General features: G+C 44.2%; 20 protein-coding genes. 19 read left to right on the forward strand and 1 reads right to left on the reverse strand.

The features are described from left to right. The first annotated feature begins 61 nt into the window (after positions 1-61). The gene (locus M3191_RS10300; RefSeq protein WP_251700299.1) at positions 62-451 is read left to right on the forward strand and encodes a hypothetical protein; all 390 of its coding nucleotides are present in this window, start codon (positions 62-64) and stop codon (positions 449-451) included. A gap of 351 nt (positions 452-802) precedes the next feature. Here the strand turns inward: M3191_RS10300 and M3191_RS10305 are convergent, their stop codons facing one another. Beyond that, a complete protein-coding gene (locus M3191_RS10305; RefSeq protein WP_251700300.1) occupies positions 803-1786 on the reverse strand; it encodes a DUF1385 domain-containing protein in 984 nt (327 codons plus the stop codon). A gap of 176 nt (positions 1787-1962) precedes the next feature. Here M3191_RS10305 and M3191_RS10310 point away from each other — a divergent pair, with 176 nt between their 5' ends. The 18 genes from M3191_RS10310 to M3191_RS10395 all read left to right on the forward strand — a co-directional run bounded on the left by M3191_RS10310 (position 1963) and on the right by M3191_RS10395 (position 13849). After that, on the forward strand, positions 1963-2388 hold the full coding sequence (locus M3191_RS10310; RefSeq protein ID WP_251700301.1) for a hypothetical protein: 426 nt from the start codon (positions 1963-1965) through the stop codon (positions 2386-2388). Positions 2389-2454: 66 nt separating this feature from the next. Next, positions 2455-2901, forward strand: a complete 447-nt coding sequence (aroQ, locus tag M3191_RS10315) for a type II 3-dehydroquinate dehydratase (RefSeq protein ID WP_251700302.1) — start codon at positions 2455-2457, stop codon at positions 2899-2901. After that, a complete protein-coding gene (locus tag M3191_RS10320; protein ID WP_251700303.1) occupies positions 2898-3956 on the forward strand; it encodes a M24 family metallopeptidase in 1059 nt (352 codons plus the stop codon). The genes aroQ and M3191_RS10320 overlap by 4 nt, the downstream gene beginning before the upstream one ends. 22 nt (positions 3957-3978) lie before the next feature. Next, positions 3979-4536 carry an elongation factor P gene (gene efp, locus M3191_RS10325; RefSeq protein WP_251700304.1) on the forward strand — a complete coding sequence of 186 codons (558 nt, stop codon included), beginning with the start codon at positions 3979-3981 and terminating at the stop codon, positions 4534-4536. A 137-nt stretch (positions 4537-4673) separates the two neighbouring features. Beyond that, positions 4674-4883 carry a SpoIIIAC/SpoIIIAD family protein gene (locus tag M3191_RS10330; RefSeq protein WP_060209461.1) on the forward strand — a complete coding sequence of 70 codons (210 nt, stop codon included), beginning with the start codon at positions 4674-4676 and terminating at the stop codon, positions 4881-4883. Next, positions 4862-5260 (forward strand): SpoIIIAC/SpoIIIAD family protein, encoded by a 399-nt coding sequence (locus tag M3191_RS10335; protein ID WP_251700305.1) that lies wholly within the window; start codon positions 4862-4864, stop codon positions 5258-5260. The genes M3191_RS10330 and M3191_RS10335 overlap by 22 nt, the downstream gene beginning before the upstream one ends. Before the next feature lie 15 nt (positions 5261-5275). Then, complete coding sequence (locus M3191_RS10340) at positions 5276-6175, forward strand: stage III sporulation protein AE (protein ID WP_251700306.1); 900 nt, start codon at positions 5276-5278, stop codon at positions 6173-6175. A gap of 8 nt (positions 6176-6183) precedes the next feature. Further along, positions 6184-6351: a hypothetical protein gene (locus M3191_RS10345; protein ID WP_251700307.1), complete on the forward strand. Its 168-nt coding sequence runs from the start codon at positions 6184-6186 to the stop codon at positions 6349-6351. Between the two features lie 67 nt (positions 6352-6418). Continuing rightward, positions 6419-6841, forward strand: a complete 423-nt coding sequence (locus tag M3191_RS10350; protein WP_251700308.1) for a hypothetical protein — start codon at positions 6419-6421, stop codon at positions 6839-6841. Beyond that, positions 6828-7370 carry a SpoIIIAH-like family protein gene (locus M3191_RS10355; RefSeq protein WP_251700309.1) on the forward strand — a complete coding sequence of 181 codons (543 nt, stop codon included), beginning with the start codon at positions 6828-6830 and terminating at the stop codon, positions 7368-7370. The genes M3191_RS10350 and M3191_RS10355 overlap by 14 nt, the downstream gene beginning before the upstream one ends. 141 nt (positions 7371-7511) lie before the next feature. Next, positions 7512-8030 carry an acetyl-CoA carboxylase biotin carboxyl carrier protein gene (accB, locus tag M3191_RS10360; protein WP_251700310.1) on the forward strand — a complete coding sequence of 173 codons (519 nt, stop codon included), beginning with the start codon at positions 7512-7514 and terminating at the stop codon, positions 8028-8030. Between the two features lie 14 nt (positions 8031-8044). After that, positions 8045-9391, forward strand: coding sequence for an acetyl-CoA carboxylase biotin carboxylase subunit (accC, locus tag M3191_RS10365; RefSeq protein ID WP_251700311.1), 1347 nt, complete (start codon positions 8045-8047; stop codon positions 9389-9391). Positions 9392-9471: 80 nt separating this feature from the next. Then, complete coding sequence (locus M3191_RS10370; protein WP_251624506.1) at positions 9472-9873, forward strand: Asp23/Gls24 family envelope stress response protein; 402 nt, start codon at positions 9472-9474, stop codon at positions 9871-9873. A 112-nt stretch (positions 9874-9985) separates the two neighbouring features. Beyond that, entirely contained in the window at positions 9986-10366 is a 381-nt protein-coding gene (gene nusB, locus M3191_RS10375; protein ID WP_251700312.1) for a transcription antitermination factor NusB, read from the forward strand. Between the two features lie 24 nt (positions 10367-10390). Then, a complete protein-coding gene (gene folD / locus M3191_RS10380) occupies positions 10391-11257 on the forward strand; it encodes a bifunctional methylenetetrahydrofolate dehydrogenase/methenyltetrahydrofolate cyclohydrolase FolD (protein WP_251700313.1) in 867 nt (288 codons plus the stop codon). A 116-nt stretch (positions 11258-11373) separates the two neighbouring features. Next, complete coding sequence (gene xseA, locus M3191_RS10385; protein WP_251700314.1) at positions 11374-12729, forward strand: exodeoxyribonuclease VII large subunit; 1356 nt, start codon at positions 11374-11376, stop codon at positions 12727-12729. Next, positions 12730-12972 (forward strand): exodeoxyribonuclease VII small subunit, encoded by a 243-nt coding sequence (locus M3191_RS10390; protein WP_251700315.1) that lies wholly within the window; start codon positions 12730-12732, stop codon positions 12970-12972. Then, entirely contained in the window at positions 12965-13849 is an 885-nt protein-coding gene (locus tag M3191_RS10395; protein WP_251700316.1) for a polyprenyl synthetase family protein, read from the forward strand. Before M3191_RS10390 ends, M3191_RS10395 begins: the two co-directional genes overlap by 8 nt. Positions 13850-13871 lie beyond the last annotated feature (22 nt).

The raw sequence follows: 13871 nt of genomic DNA on the forward strand, positions 1-13871 counted from the left end.
TTCAATACCAGAATTTTTAAGAAGGACCAAATAAATTAATTTACTACGGAGGGGGTAATGTATGAAACAGGTTGGAATTGTATTGGGCATAGTAGTAGTGGCTGTGGCGGTGTTTATTTTTGTGAATAAATCACACTATCCTTCTTTACCGATAGATCATCTATCAGCAAAAGAAGCAATTGAAAAACTAAAAAACTCCGATGAGAAGATAGTAGAGCTCGCAACCGACACTAATTCCGTTTGGTATATCACAAGAACTGAAAATAAAGGTATATCGATAGCGGATAATAATATTAAACAGATGATTCGTTCAAAAGGATGGGAATTTAAAGAAAAAGACGGTGCTGGTCTGTTCTTTGAAAAAGATGGAGAAAGATTAGTTGCGACTACTCAAATGTGGACTGGAAAATACGTTCTTGTTCAAGTGCAATATAAATTTAAAGAACTTTAAAGCCTTCAGCAATTCAAATTTTGAATGTATTATCAATTAATGAAGATGAAGATTCCCAAATTTCAACAGTTTATAATTGTAAGTTGCTAAATTGGGAAAATATCTTTTTGAAAATACCTTACACAAAATTGAAGTGTCAGCGATTGGCTGGTGTACACGCCGTGGAATTGAATAGAGCGCTCCATTTCCGGAGAAAAATCTATCAATCCTTAAAACAATGCTACTATAAACCGAAAGAACAATTGAATCCAGAGTATTAGTAGGAAATCAACTGCCCCTGTAACGGTGAAGATCTTTTACCGGGACTATAAAAAAAGGGAGTGCCCCAACTTTCGGGACACTTCCTTTTTATTAATTCACGGGAACTGTCGAATCTTGCATTTTTGTGTCAGTCGACTTCAAAATATCAACATTTTCAATTCCTTGCTCTTCAATTTCAAGCAGTTTATTAAAAGAGGCAATCGCCACTTCCACCTGTTTATCCTCAGGCTCCTTCGTCGTCAACAACTGCAGCCACAATCCCGGATATCCTAAATACTTCAATACAGGAATATTACGAAGGCGGTTCGTAAACTGCAATACTTCAAATGAAATGCCAATCACAACAGGAATCAACAGAATTCGATTGACAACCCTAAACCATAACGGATCAGCGGGAACGAAGAAATAAATGAACATCCCTACAATCACTGTAAACAACAAGAAGCTGCTGCCACATCGATAATGGAGCCGAGACTGCGCTTGGACATTTTCAACGGTAAGCGGAAGACCGTTTTCATAAGCATTGATCACTTTGTGCTCAGCACCATGATACTTGAAAACTCGTTTAATTAACGGTGTCATGGAAATGAGGGAAATGTACAACAACAAAAGTGTTAGTTTGAAAAAGCTCTCCAGCAAGATTTGTGCCGTTTTCCCTGGAGCCATGAATTCGAGCATTTGCGCTAAAAAGACCGGAACAAGTGTAAACGCGAACTTGCCGAATAAAAATGAGAGCACGCCTACCGCTGCGACGCCGATAACCATCGTAAGCTTGGAAGCCTCTTCTCCGTTCTCTTCCACTTCCTCGCCTGGCATGACATCATAACGCTCATTCGCGAACGTCAAATGTCTAGATCCGATACCTGCGGATTCTATCAAAGCGACAATTCCGCGCACAAAAGGGATCTTTTTCAATTTCGCGGCGAATGGCTTCTGCTCTTTTGGAACATAGAAATAATCGAGTGAATCATCCTTCCGCCGGATCGCTGTCACTGTATGGTTTCTGCTGCCGAACATAACACCTTCGATGAGTGCCTGCCCACCGTATGCCGGCGGTTGTTGTTTTTTAGTCATGGGTACCCAACACCTTCTCTTATCAAATGAAAAACATGTTTCGAAATATGTTCTACTCTAGAAACATTATATCAGATAACTTATCTAACTATTGTACAAAAAAAAGGGGATTGACTCCACCATTAAGGTTTAAAAAAATGGCTTTTTCCCGACACTCGTCATAAGGAGGAGTCGATATGTTCAATAAAACAATGATATGGACGACAATCATCGCGGCATTATTCACAATAGGAGCATTGAAATTCCTGCATTTTTTCAATTTCATAAAATGGTCACCTGTCGGATGGGGTGGCAAATGGTTATTATTTGGATCATCGAATGAAGGCTGGAAGTGGGCATTGCTTTTCATCGTCTTATTACTAGCTTTCGGCCTATTCTATGGACTGTCGAGAGCTACGGCAAATATACCTCCGGCAATAACGGCCATTGCCGTCAGTATTGTTGCGGCTGTTGCGATTGAATGGATCATCTATTCTCCACTGACGTTCACGGAGGGTGTCAAGAAACTGTCAATTCCTTTCATCTCCCTAATCGCAATCGTCAGCAGGTTCATTACGGGAACCGCTGTCTATATGAAGAAAACTTTCGAACAACAACCATAAATAGGTTGCGCCATTGGAACGATATGATAAAATGGTGAAGAAAATAGTGAGGGGAATGGTGTAGCTGTGAGACTGCTTGTTCTGAATGGACCGAATTTGAATCGGCTTGGCAAAAGGGAACCCGGTATCTATGGTGCTGAAACGTTGGAGGATGTCGAAAACAACCTGAAATCCATCGCTCAAGAGAAACTTGTGGAGATTTCTTTTTATCAATCGAATGCGGAAGGTGCATTGATTGATAAAATCCATGAGGCCGAAGATGCCGGTTGTGACGGAATTATTTTCAATCCCGGAGCCTATACACATACGAGCGTTGCAATAAGGGATGCAATCGCTTCTGTCGATATACCAGTTATCGAAGTTCATATTTCGAATATACATAGTCGGGAACCATTCAGACAAACATCAATGCTCGCACCTGTGTGCATAGGACAGCTGTCCGGCTTCGGCACTAGCGGTTATGAACTTGCACTCCAGGCTTTCCTTCTCCGTAGAAAAGGGGTAAAGCTATGAAACTGGCAAAATTGAGGGAAGCGTTGAAAGAAAACGGTTTAGATGCACTATTGGTGACGAATCCATATAACAGACGTTATATAACCGGATTTACTGGCAGTGCAGGTGTTGCTATCGTTTCAGCTGATGATGCAGTGTTCATCACCGATTTCAGGTATACAGAACAGGCAGCCGAACAAATGCAAGGCTTCCGCATCGTCAAGCATGAAAAAACGATTATCGAGGAAGTTTCCAACCAAGCAAAGGAAATGAAACTCAAAACATTAGGCTTCGAAAAAGATAATGTTTCTTTTGGCACGTACGAATTATATAATGACAAAGTGGATGCCGAACTGAAAGCAGTTTCCGGAATTATAGAAAATCTTCGTATGGTAAAAAACGCTGATGAAATCAAGATTCTTCAACAAGCCGCGAAAATTGCGGATGATGCATTTGCTCATATTTGCACGTTCATCAAACCGGGAGTTACGGAGCTGGAAGTGTCAAACGAACTCGAAATGTACATGAGAAGACAAGGCGCAGCTTCATCTTCATTCGATACAATTGTAGCTTCAGGGGAGCGCGGTGCATTGCCGCACGGCGTCGCTTCAGACAAAGTGATTCAATCCGGCGAGCTGGTTACATTGGATTTCGGGGCGCTCTATAACGGCTATATTTCAGACATCACTCGTACTGTCGCAGTAGGGGAACCTTCAGAGAAAATGAAGGAAATCTATGAAGTGACCCTTGCAGCACAAGAATTGGCTTTGGAAGAGATCAAAGCGGGTATGACTGGAATAGAAGCGGATGCAATTGCTCGTGACTACATCAAATCTAAGGGATATGGAGATGCCTTCGGACACTCAACGGGCCATGGCATCGGTTTGGAAGTACATGAAGGTCCAGCATTATCCTTCCGTTCGGAAACTGTACTTGTGCCGAACATGACTGTCACGGTCGAACCGGGCATTTATCTGCCTGGAATCGGCGGTGTCCGTATTGAGGATGATATTATTATCACTGAAGACGGCAATGTCCGTTTGACACATTCACCTAAAGAATTGATCATCCTATAACGAACAAAATGGAGGAAAAAGCATGATTTCTGTAAACGAATTTAAAACAGGTCTGACAATCGAATTTGAAGGGGACATTTGGCGCATTATCGATTTCCAACACGTAAAGCCGGGAAAAGGTGCGGCATTCGTCCGTTCAAAACTGCGTAATCTGCGCACAGGAAATGTGAATGAAAAGACATTCCGTGCAGGCGAGAAAGTTGAAAAGGCGCAAATTGACAACCGTCGTATGCAATATTTGTATGCTAATGGCGATGACCATGTCTTCATGGACAATGAATCGTACGAGCAGATCGAATTGCCATCAGCGCAAATCAAAGAAGAATTGAACTACTTGAGAGAAAACATGGAAGTTCATATCATCATGTTCAAAGATGAAATCCTCGGCGTTGAGCTACCGGTAACAGTCACACTTGAGGTGGCAGAAACTGAACCAGGCATCAAAGGCGATACGGCAAGCGGCGGATCGAAGCCGGCTACTTTGGAAACCGGTCTAATCGTCCAAGTTCCATTCTTCGTAAACGTTGGTGATAAATTGATCATCAACACAGAAGAAGGCGAATACGTATCTAGAGCATAATGCATAGTAACACTCCGACTCCTTACTTGGGAGGCGGAGTGTTTTTTTCTTTTGCGGTGGAAATCCATTTTTCCTCCTCAACTCCATCATATTTCTTCCTGCCCTTTCATAAGTTGTTCATGAAGGGGGAACCCGAATTGGAATTGAATGATTTATTGCGTATTGCCGGAATTGGATTGGTCATCGGCTTTTTACATGTCTTCTTTGAACAGACCGGTAAGAAGGAGTTTTCTTTTTTCCTTTTCTTTGTAGCCTACATTTATATTGCCGCCGAAATGCTCCGTTTCCTTAGGATTTTCTTTTCGGAAATCGCCGAGTTCTTTCAATGGCTCTCCTTGGCATTCTAATGGTTACGCTTTTCCAACTGGTCGTCATCTACCTCCTTCTGCTAATCGTGTCTTTCGCTTCCAAGAGCTTGCAGCCAATAATTTACGCAGCACTTTTCTTCTTCTTTCTGTCGTATGTCGGTATGACGATCATCATACCTTTCGGAAAAACCTTTATGAACCTATTCGAACCGTTGCCAGGTCCCTATGCGAAGCTTTTAATAGGAAGCGTCTTTTTGTTTTATTTCTCGGAGATGATTGTGAAGCATGTGGCCGAAGCTGGGTATGAGTCAATTGCAGAGATTGCGAATTTGGCCATTAAAATTGCAATACTATCACTCTGGCTTCCGCAGTTATCCATGCTGCTTAACACGCTCTCCAAATTTATCATTAAATGATCGGATGAAGAATCCATGATGCCTATGCTAGAATCCGTTATCGGGACAGTCCTCTCCAGTTTCATTATCGTCATCATTTCAACATTCATGGCCTTAGTTCTCGATTTTCTTTTTCCTTCATTCAGCAGATGGACGAGAACTTTTCTGTTTTTCATCGTACTAACTGTCGTCCTATACCCGGCGTACGAGCATCTGCAAATGATACGATCCATCACACAGACAGTTGCAACGATGTTCATATCCATTTATCCGTTATTGACTGCTAGCATTCTGGCTTCCGGCGGCTCCTTCAGCATGCTGAACTTTCAGCCCGCCATGCTGTTATTCGCGAATGGTGCAGTCATCCTATCGGATAAGATCCTCATTCCTATGTTGTCTGCAGCATTGCTGTTTGACATAGTTTCAAGGTTTCATCCGGCACTTCCATTTACAAGAATGGCAGATTTACTCAGGGGTTCCCTGATTGGCCTAGTTTCAGCCCTAGTCGCTGCTTACTCCATATTCATCACTGCGGGCGGCACAATTTCTTGGGCACTGACAGGTGTGACAAGTGAACCGATTAAAAAGCTGATCAGTCAAAACATACCACTCGTCGGCTCATTCATGACGGACAGTTTAGGGGCGATCGGACGATATTCCTCGGGGGCAAGCGTTTTTATCGGTGCCTGGCTCATCGTCACGATCTGGTCGGTAGCTCTTTTGCCGACGCTGAAGACGTTGCTGACCGGTTTCTTATACCGGTGGACAGCTGCCCTAATTGAGCCGTTTGCGAATGAAGACATAACAGGCATACTCGATGATATCGGGAAGACGTTATTTGTTCTTTGCGCTGTCTCTTTCCTCGTCGCATTCGCGTTCATCTACACCGCCCTGTTTACTGTCATTCTGGTGAAATTGATTACCGTGGTGAAATGAGGGGTGGGATGCTGCAGTTTTTGACAGGTGTTTTATTTATTACAATAGTGTCCTCCGCTTTATTATTATTGCTTCCGGCCGAGAAGGAGGAAGAATTCCTGCCACTCGTAAAAATGGCAATGGGAATTTGGATCATTCATTCCATTACGAGAATTTTTGGTCATAGCCTCTTCTGAACAAGCATAATATGCAACATAGATAACACGAACCATATCCGGCTCGAAGGGATGAGATGGTGATCATATGCAAAAGCCAAAACGAAAAGTTCATATGCTCTTCATCGGGACGCTGCTAGCAGTCTTCATCATTTTCATCAATTCAACGATTGGTTCGATGGGAGGGGAGAAAGGGAAAGGGGAGGAGAGCCGGAAGGAAGCTCAGCTTGAACAAGCCTTGATGAAGATCGAAGGGGTTGGAGAAGTGTTCATCCACTTCCATTACGATCAACAAGAAGAACCAAGCCCATTATCCGGATATTTTTCGGGCTCCGGATCCTCATCAGTAAAGAGGAATCCGCTCCAGGGAGTATTAGTCGTTGCAGAAGGGGCGGACAATCCTAGAACGAAAAACGAATTGACACGAATCTTGTCGACGGTTCTTCAGTTGCCTGAACATCGGATAGTCGTCGAAGAAATGAAAAGGGGGATACACGTTGAAAGCAAATAAACGTACAGTATGGTTCTTGACTTTACTAAGTCTAGTAGCGGTCATCTCGATCTACTATTTGAAGAAGGAAACACCGATGTCTCTGGACGGAATGGCGATCTTCGGTGATAAAGATGCAGTAACCGTCTCAAAACCGGGCGATGCTGAAGGAGAAACGAAAACCGTTTATGCAGACTCGATGTTATTTGAAGAAATGAGAATGCAAGTACAAAATGAGAGAAGTTCCTTGAAAGATCAATTGCAATCCAAAGTGATTTCTTCGGACACAACAGCTGAAGAGAAAAGCGCAGCGTATGATGAAATGGCCGAATTGACCAAGCGCACATCTGCTGAAGCATTGATGGAAACACAATTAAAGGCGCTGGGCTATCCGGAAGCGTTCGTCCGTAAAGATAATGGCAAGGTGAGTGTGGCTGTAATCGCGGAAGATGGCGGACATTCCACAAAAATGGCGGCAGAAATTACGCAATATGTACTGACGAGCTGGGAAGATGCACGTACAGTCCAAGTCGATTTTATGGAAAAATGATTAAATGAGGCCCTAAATGGGTCTTTTTCTATTTATTTTACCGTATTTCACAGTAAATCCAGTATATCTATTTCAATATGCTTGAAAAACGTCTAAAATAGGGAGGAGGTACGTAAATAAAAATGAGTCAGGAGAATTGTCATGTTGAAAATTCAAGAAATCCGTGAAATCATTAAATTAATTGATCAATCTTCAATTGAAAAATTTACATTCGAATCAGAAGGTACAAAAATTAAACTTGAAAAAGCAAACGGCACTAAACATCAACCCGTTCAAGTAGAACAACGGAAAGAGGAGCCTGTTCAGCAAGTTCAACCATCCGTCCAAGAGACGAAGAAGGAACAGTCCGAGCAAGCACCTGCAAAACAAGAGAGCAAGGAGCCTTCCACAGAAACATCCGCAGCAGAAAACGATCCATCTTTGCATAAGATAACGTCTCCGATGGTTGGAACATTCTACAAATCTTCATCTCCTGATGCGGATCCTTACGTGCAAACAGGCGACTCTGTAAAAACGGATTCCATCGTTTGTATTGTTGAGGCAATGAAGCTCTTCAATGAAATCGAAGCGGAAGTTTCCGGAGAAATCGTGGAGATCCTTGTGGAAGACGGTCAGTTGGTCGAATATGGACAGCCTCTCTTCCTAGTCAAACAGAAGTGAGGGGGCAAACTACAATGAAAAAAGTATTAATAGCAAACCGGGGCGAAATAGCAGTAAGGATCATCCGGGCATGCAAAGAAATGGATATTAAAACAGTGGCGGTCTATTCGGAAGCGGATCGGGAAGCTCTTCATGTTGAACTTGCCGATGAAGCATATTGCATCGGACCGAAACTTTCAAAGGACAGCTATTTGAACTTTTCAAATATCATCAGTATCGCAAAATTGACAGGCTGTGATGGAATTCATCCGGGATATGGATTCCTCGCTGAAAATGCAAGTTTTGCGGAGCTTTGTGAAGAAGTGAATATTGAATTCATTGGCCCGACTGCCGATGCGATTTCCAGAATGGGAACAAAAGACGTAGCAAGGGAAACGATGAAACAAGCAGGCGTTCCGATTGTTCCAGGATCTGACGGAATTGTCGCAGATGAAATCGAAGCCCTTAAAGTGGCACGGGAGATTGGCTTCCCAGTCATCATAAAAGCGACTGCCGGCGGTGGCGGTAAAGGGATCAGGGTTGCCAGAGATGAAGAGGAATTGGCCAAAGGTATTAAGATTACGCAGAAAGAAGCTGCAGCAGCATTTGGAAACCCGGGCGTATACCTTGAAAAGTATATCGAAGAATTCAGGCACGTCGAAGTGCAAGTCCTTGCAGATAAGCATGGAAATACGATCCATTTCGGGGAACGTGATTGTTCCATTCAACGAAGGATGCAAAAGCTCGTTGAGGAAGCTCCTTCGCCAGCCCTTACTCCCAAAATTCGGGAAAAGATGGGGGAAGCGGCAGTTAAGGCTGCAGAGGCAGTCAACTATAGAGGAGCCGGAACTGTCGAATTCATTTTCGATCATATCAACCAGGAATTTTACTTCATGGAAATGAATACCCGCATTCAGGTTGAACATCCAGTGACCGAGATGATCACCGGAATCGATCTGATTCAACAGCAATTGAAGATCGCAGCGGGTGAAAAGCTTGCTTATCGTCAAAAGGATATCAAGATTAACGGTTGGTCGATCGAGTGCCGGATCAATGCAGAAAATCCGGCGAAAAACTTCATGCCTTCACCCGGAAAAGTGACAATGTACATGCCGCCCGGCGGTTTTGGAGTCAGGGTCGATTCAGCGATGTATACGGGTTACACGATTCCACCGTTTTACGATTCCATGGTGGCGAAGCTGATCGTTCATGCTGATACGCGCGAAGAAGCGGTTGCAAGGATGAAACGAGCACTTGACGAATTCATCATCGAGGGTGTCGATACGACAATTCCTTTCCATTTGAATTTGATGGACCATGAAGTTTTCAAATCCGGTGATTTTGACACGAAGTTCCTTGAGAAATATACAGTCATGAAGTAAGTGGGTATTACGGCTAATGCGGCGAGGAAGTTTAGGCGATTAGGCGAGCATGAATGCATAGGAGAGGGAGGAGAAGTGGAATGGCTGATAAGGTAAATCCTTCATTCGCAGGAAAGAGTTCAAAGGGAGACGAGGTTTTAGGCCGTGTTCAATTGGCTCCTGAGGTGCTTGAAGTTATCATCGGCATTGCAACGAACGAAGTCGACGGCGTCGCAACGACGAAAGGCAACTTCGCGACAGGGGTTGCGGAGAAGTTCGGCAAGGTGTTCCATGGAAAAGGGGTCAAGACGGATTGGACTGGTGATAGACTCGTTATTGATGTATATTGCGTCGTCCAGTATGGCCACTCGATCCCCACTGTAGCAACTGAGATTCAAAGGCAGATCCGGCATGCGGTTTACAATATGACTTCGCTTGAGACGGAAGAAGTGAATGTCCATATAACCGGCATCGATTTCGATACAACTTCTGAATCAGAGTGATCTGAAAAGCATCGTCCATTGGATGGTGCTTTTCAACTTGTCCTGCTATATCTTCGTCAAGTGAATATGCTATGATAAAGCCCAAGAGACACAGTAGTGGAGGAGACAAACAATGAAACGAAGAGAAGCACGTGAAAAGGCGATTCAAACGCTTTTTCAATTGGACAATACGGATATGTCGATCGGGGAAGCGATTACTTATATTATGGAACGGCCAATCGACCCTTTCTATGAATCACTCGTCAAAGGCACGACTGAATATCGCGACGAAGTGGACAAGGCATTGTCAAGCAAGCTCGAAAACTGGTCGCTAGACCGATTGCCGAAAATCGAAAGGACGATTTTGAGATTGGCGGTCTATGAACTGCTGCATCATGAAGATGTGCCCCATAAAGTCATCTTGAACGAAGCCGTCGAGCTATGTAAACAGTTCGGAGATGAAAAATCAGGTCGCTTTGTCAACGGCGTCCTATCGAAGTTCGAAGAGAAATAATACTGTAAGGTGGAGGGAAATCGGATGACCGCAAAATTGATAGATGGAGTGGCGATCGGCAAAGAACTCAGAGGGGAAATAAAGCACGGGGTCGGAACTCTGGTAGAATCCGGATGCAAACCTGGTCTTGCAGTCATCCTCGTAGGAGAAGATCCCGCTTCGCAGACATATGTGAAGAATAAAGAGAAGTCCAGTGTCGAGGCCGGCATGAAATCGGAGTTGATCAGATTGCCAAAAACGGTAACTGAACAGGAATTATTGGCACATGTCGATAAATTGAATAACGACGATTCCATCCATGGCATTTTGGTCCAATTGCCTTTGCCGGACCATATTAATGAAGATCTTGTGATCCAAGCGATCGACCCCAGCAAGGATGTAGATGGATTCCATCCACAAAATGTCGGGAAGATGATGATCGGGCAAGAGACATTCATTCCATGCACCCCACACGGAATAATGGAAATGTTGGATCGTTCCGGCGTTGAAATCGCAGGAAAGCATGCTGTTATCATCGGAAGGAGCAATATTGTCGGTAAACCGATGGGACAACTGCTACTTCAAAAAGACGCTACAGTGACATACTGCCATTCAAGAACAAAGGACCTTCCGACATTTACAAAACAGGCTGATATTTTGATCGTTGCCATCGGCCGGGCGAAATTCGTAACGGACGAACATATTAAAGAGGGTGCAGTTGTCATTGATGTCGGTATGAATCGTGATGAAAACGGCAAATTATGCGGGGACGTCGATTTTGAGAAAGCGAAGGCTGTCGCTTCTGCCATCACTCCTGTTCCGGGCGGTGTCGGTCCGATGACCATTACGATGCTTCTGAAAAACACATTGCAAAGTGCCGAATCGGCATGCCAAAAAGGCAAGTCGCAATAATAGTAGGGTAAACGAAATTCGGCTACCCGCCTTAAATAATCATAAACGAAGAGCTGCGCTGTTTTTCATAGGAAAGACAGCGTTTCTATACGTCTGAATTTCCGGGGGTAAAGTTATTGAGTGAAAATGTGTATCTATCCGTGCATTCATTGACAAAATACATAAAACGTAAATTCGAAGCCGATCCTTATTTAAGAAATGTTTTTGTAAAAGGCGAACTTTCCAATGTGAAAATCCATCCAAGCGGGCATATTTACTTTACGTTGAAAGATGATAAAAGCAGAATACAGTCCGCCATGTTCCGTTCGGCTGCAGGAGCTTTGAAGTTCAAACCTGAAGAAGGGATGAATGTCCTGATTACAGGGGACGTGAATGTGTACGAATCTAGCAGTCAATATCAGCTGTATGTCCAATCGATGCAGCCGGACGGCGTTGGGGCATTATATCTGGCTTATGAACAACTGAAAAAAGCGCTTGCGAAAGAAGGATTATTCGATGTGCGTTGGAAACAACCGCTGCCCGTTTTGCCTAACAAGATCGGTGTCATCACCGCCCAGTCAGGTGCTGCGATTCGGGATATCTGTTCCACGTTGCAACGGCGTTATCCTTTAGCTGAAATTTGCCTGTTTCCGGCAATCGTGCAAGGTCCTCAAGCTGTCCCTTCTATCGTGCAGGCGTTGGAGCTTGCGGAATCGCATGGTTCGATCGATGTGTTAATCCTTGGACGAGGCGGCGGTTCCATAGAAGATCTTTGGGCTTTTAATGAAGAGGCGGTAGCAAGAGCAATCTTTTCTTGCAGGATTCCTATTATAAGCGCTGTCGGCCATGAAACGGATACGACAATCGCAGATTTTGTAGCCGATATGAGGGCGCCGACTCCAACTGCGGCCGCTGAATTAGCGGTTCCTTCAAAAGAAGAATTGTTTGAGAGGATATTGGAGCGGAAGCGTTCCCTTTACATCTCGCTTTCGAATCATATCAAGCATGAACGCAAACGATTGACCACCACTCAGCAATCATATCCGTTGCAGTTCCCGGAAAGGCTTTACAGGCCATTCACGGAAAAGTTGAGCGGACTGGATGACAGGCTTCTCAGGAGCAGAAATGAACTGACTGCGAATAGGAAAGCGGACCATGACCGATTGGATAGGATGCTCTCATTTTATTCTCCATTGCAGCGAATCAAGGACGAAGATCGAAACCTTTCGTTATTGACCGAAAGGATGAAGAGGGCAATGCAAAATGATCTACGGAACAAGGCCGAACAATTCAGTTCGGCGATCAGAATGCTGAAAGCGCTAAATCCATTGGAAGTGATGGAACGCGGATTTTCAATCATCTATAAAGAAGGAACCGTCGCAAATTCCGTTATCGGACTGGAGATTGGGGAGACGTTGCATGTCCGTATGCAAGACGGGACTGTGGAATCTGAAATCAAATCGATCACGATGAAGGATGAGGAGGAAAACTAAATGAGCGAGGAAACACTACGATTTGAAGAAGCAATGTCAAAGTTGGAAGGCATTGTTCAAAAATTGGAAGCGGGAGACGTTCCGTTAGAGGACGCCATCACATTATACAAGCAAGGTATGGAGCTATCCGCATATTGTCATGGAAAATTGCAGGATGCGGAAAAGCAGTTAATCTCAATCATAGATAATAATGGGCAGTCGGCTCCGTTCGATCCATCCAAAGGTCGGGATTCGAATGGATAAACGGCTTCAGAGTTTCATTTCAGAAAAAGCACCATTGATTGATGCGGAAATGAATCGGTTGATCGACACAGAAAAAGCGCCATCATCTTTGAAGGAATCCATGCTCTATTCAGTGAATGCGGGAGGTAAAAGGATTCGTCCTCTTCTAGTCTTGGCAGTCCTCGCTGATTTCGGGAAGGACTCCGCTGATGCACTTAAAGTGGCATGTGCAGCTGAACTCATCCATACATACTCTCTCATCCACGATGATCTGCCAAGCATGGACGATGATGATTTCAGAAGGGGTAAACCGACGAATCATAGAGTATTCGGCGAAGCGACAGCGGTTCTCGCCGGTGATGCATTGCAGACGAGGGCATTCGGTATATTAGCTTCCCTGGAACATGCGAAGCCGGATCAGGTGATCAGATTGGTCGCTCTTTTAGCGGATGCTTCAGGCGCGAATGGCATGGTCGGCGGTCAAGTGCTGGATATGGAAGGTGAGACGGCTGCCTTATCGCTGAAGGAGCTTGAAGAAGTGCATCTGCATAAGACGGGCGCATTATTGTCATTCTGTATAGAAGCAGGTGCAATCCTTTCCGATGCAGAAGATGCTGAGTTGGATCAGCTTCGCAAATATGCGAAGAACATCGGATTAGCTTTCCAGATCAAGGACGACATTTTAGACGTCACATCAACGACCGAACAGCTAGGAAAGACCGCAAATAGCGATGCTGCCAGTGATAAGTCCACGTATCCTTCCCTTTTGGGACTTGAAGGGGCACAGCAACAATTGGAAAAGTATCACCTGGATGCAACCGCAAGCTTGGATTTTTTAAAGAAGGAAAACTCGATGTTAAAACTTTTTGCTGATTATATCGTCCAAAGAGATGTCTGATATTCCTTTGGTATGAAAAACC

The sequence above is a fragment of the Sporosarcina luteola genome (assembly GCF_023715535.1).
GTDB classification, from domain to species: Bacteria; Bacillota; Bacilli; order Bacillales_A; family Planococcaceae; genus Sporosarcina; species Sporosarcina luteola_B.

Bases quoted from the DNA above. Each gene is read 5' to 3' on its own strand.
- M3191_RS10335 (WP_251700305.1), top strand. From the start codon at position 4,862: ATGGCTCTCCTTGGCATTCTAATGGTTACGCTTTTCCAACTGGTCGTC.
- efp (WP_251700304.1), top strand. From the start codon at position 3,979: ATGATTTCTGTAAACGAATTTAAAACAGGTCTGACAATCGAATTTGAA.
- nusB (WP_251700312.1), top strand. From the start codon at position 9,986: ATGAAACGAAGAGAAGCACGTGAAAAGGCGATTCAAACGCTTTTTCAA.
- M3191_RS10340 (WP_251700306.1), top strand. From the start codon at position 5,276: ATGATGCCTATGCTAGAATCCGTTATCGGGACAGTCCTCTCCAGTTTC.
- M3191_RS10390 (WP_251700315.1), top strand. From the start codon at position 12,730: ATGAGCGAGGAAACACTACGATTTGAAGAAGCAATGTCAAAGTTGGAA.
- M3191_RS10350 (WP_251700308.1), top strand. From the start codon at position 6,419: ATGCAAAAGCCAAAACGAAAAGTTCATATGCTCTTCATCGGGACGCTG.
- M3191_RS10310 (WP_251700301.1), top strand. From the start codon at position 1,963: ATGTTCAATAAAACAATGATATGGACGACAATCATCGCGGCATTATTC.
- M3191_RS10345 (WP_251700307.1), top strand. From the start codon at position 6,184: ATGCTGCAGTTTTTGACAGGTGTTTTATTTATTACAATAGTGTCCTCC.
- M3191_RS10305 (WP_251700300.1), bottom strand. From the start codon at position 1,786: ATGACTAAAAAACAACAACCGCCGGCATACGGTGGGCAGGCACTCATC.
- M3191_RS10300 (WP_251700299.1), top strand. From the start codon at position 62: ATGAAACAGGTTGGAATTGTATTGGGCATAGTAGTAGTGGCTGTGGCG.
- accB (WP_251700310.1), top strand. From the start codon at position 7,512: ATGTTGAAAATTCAAGAAATCCGTGAAATCATTAAATTAATTGATCAA.
- M3191_RS10395 (WP_251700316.1), top strand. From the start codon at position 12,965: ATGGATAAACGGCTTCAGAGTTTCATTTCAGAAAAAGCACCATTGATT.
- folD (WP_251700313.1), top strand. From the start codon at position 10,391: ATGACCGCAAAATTGATAGATGGAGTGGCGATCGGCAAAGAACTCAGA.
- accC (WP_251700311.1), top strand. From the start codon at position 8,045: ATGAAAAAAGTATTAATAGCAAACCGGGGCGAAATAGCAGTAAGGATC.
- M3191_RS10320 (WP_251700303.1), top strand. From the start codon at position 2,898: ATGAAACTGGCAAAATTGAGGGAAGCGTTGAAAGAAAACGGTTTAGAT.
- M3191_RS10370 (WP_251624506.1), top strand. From the start codon at position 9,472: ATGGCTGATAAGGTAAATCCTTCATTCGCAGGAAAGAGTTCAAAGGGA.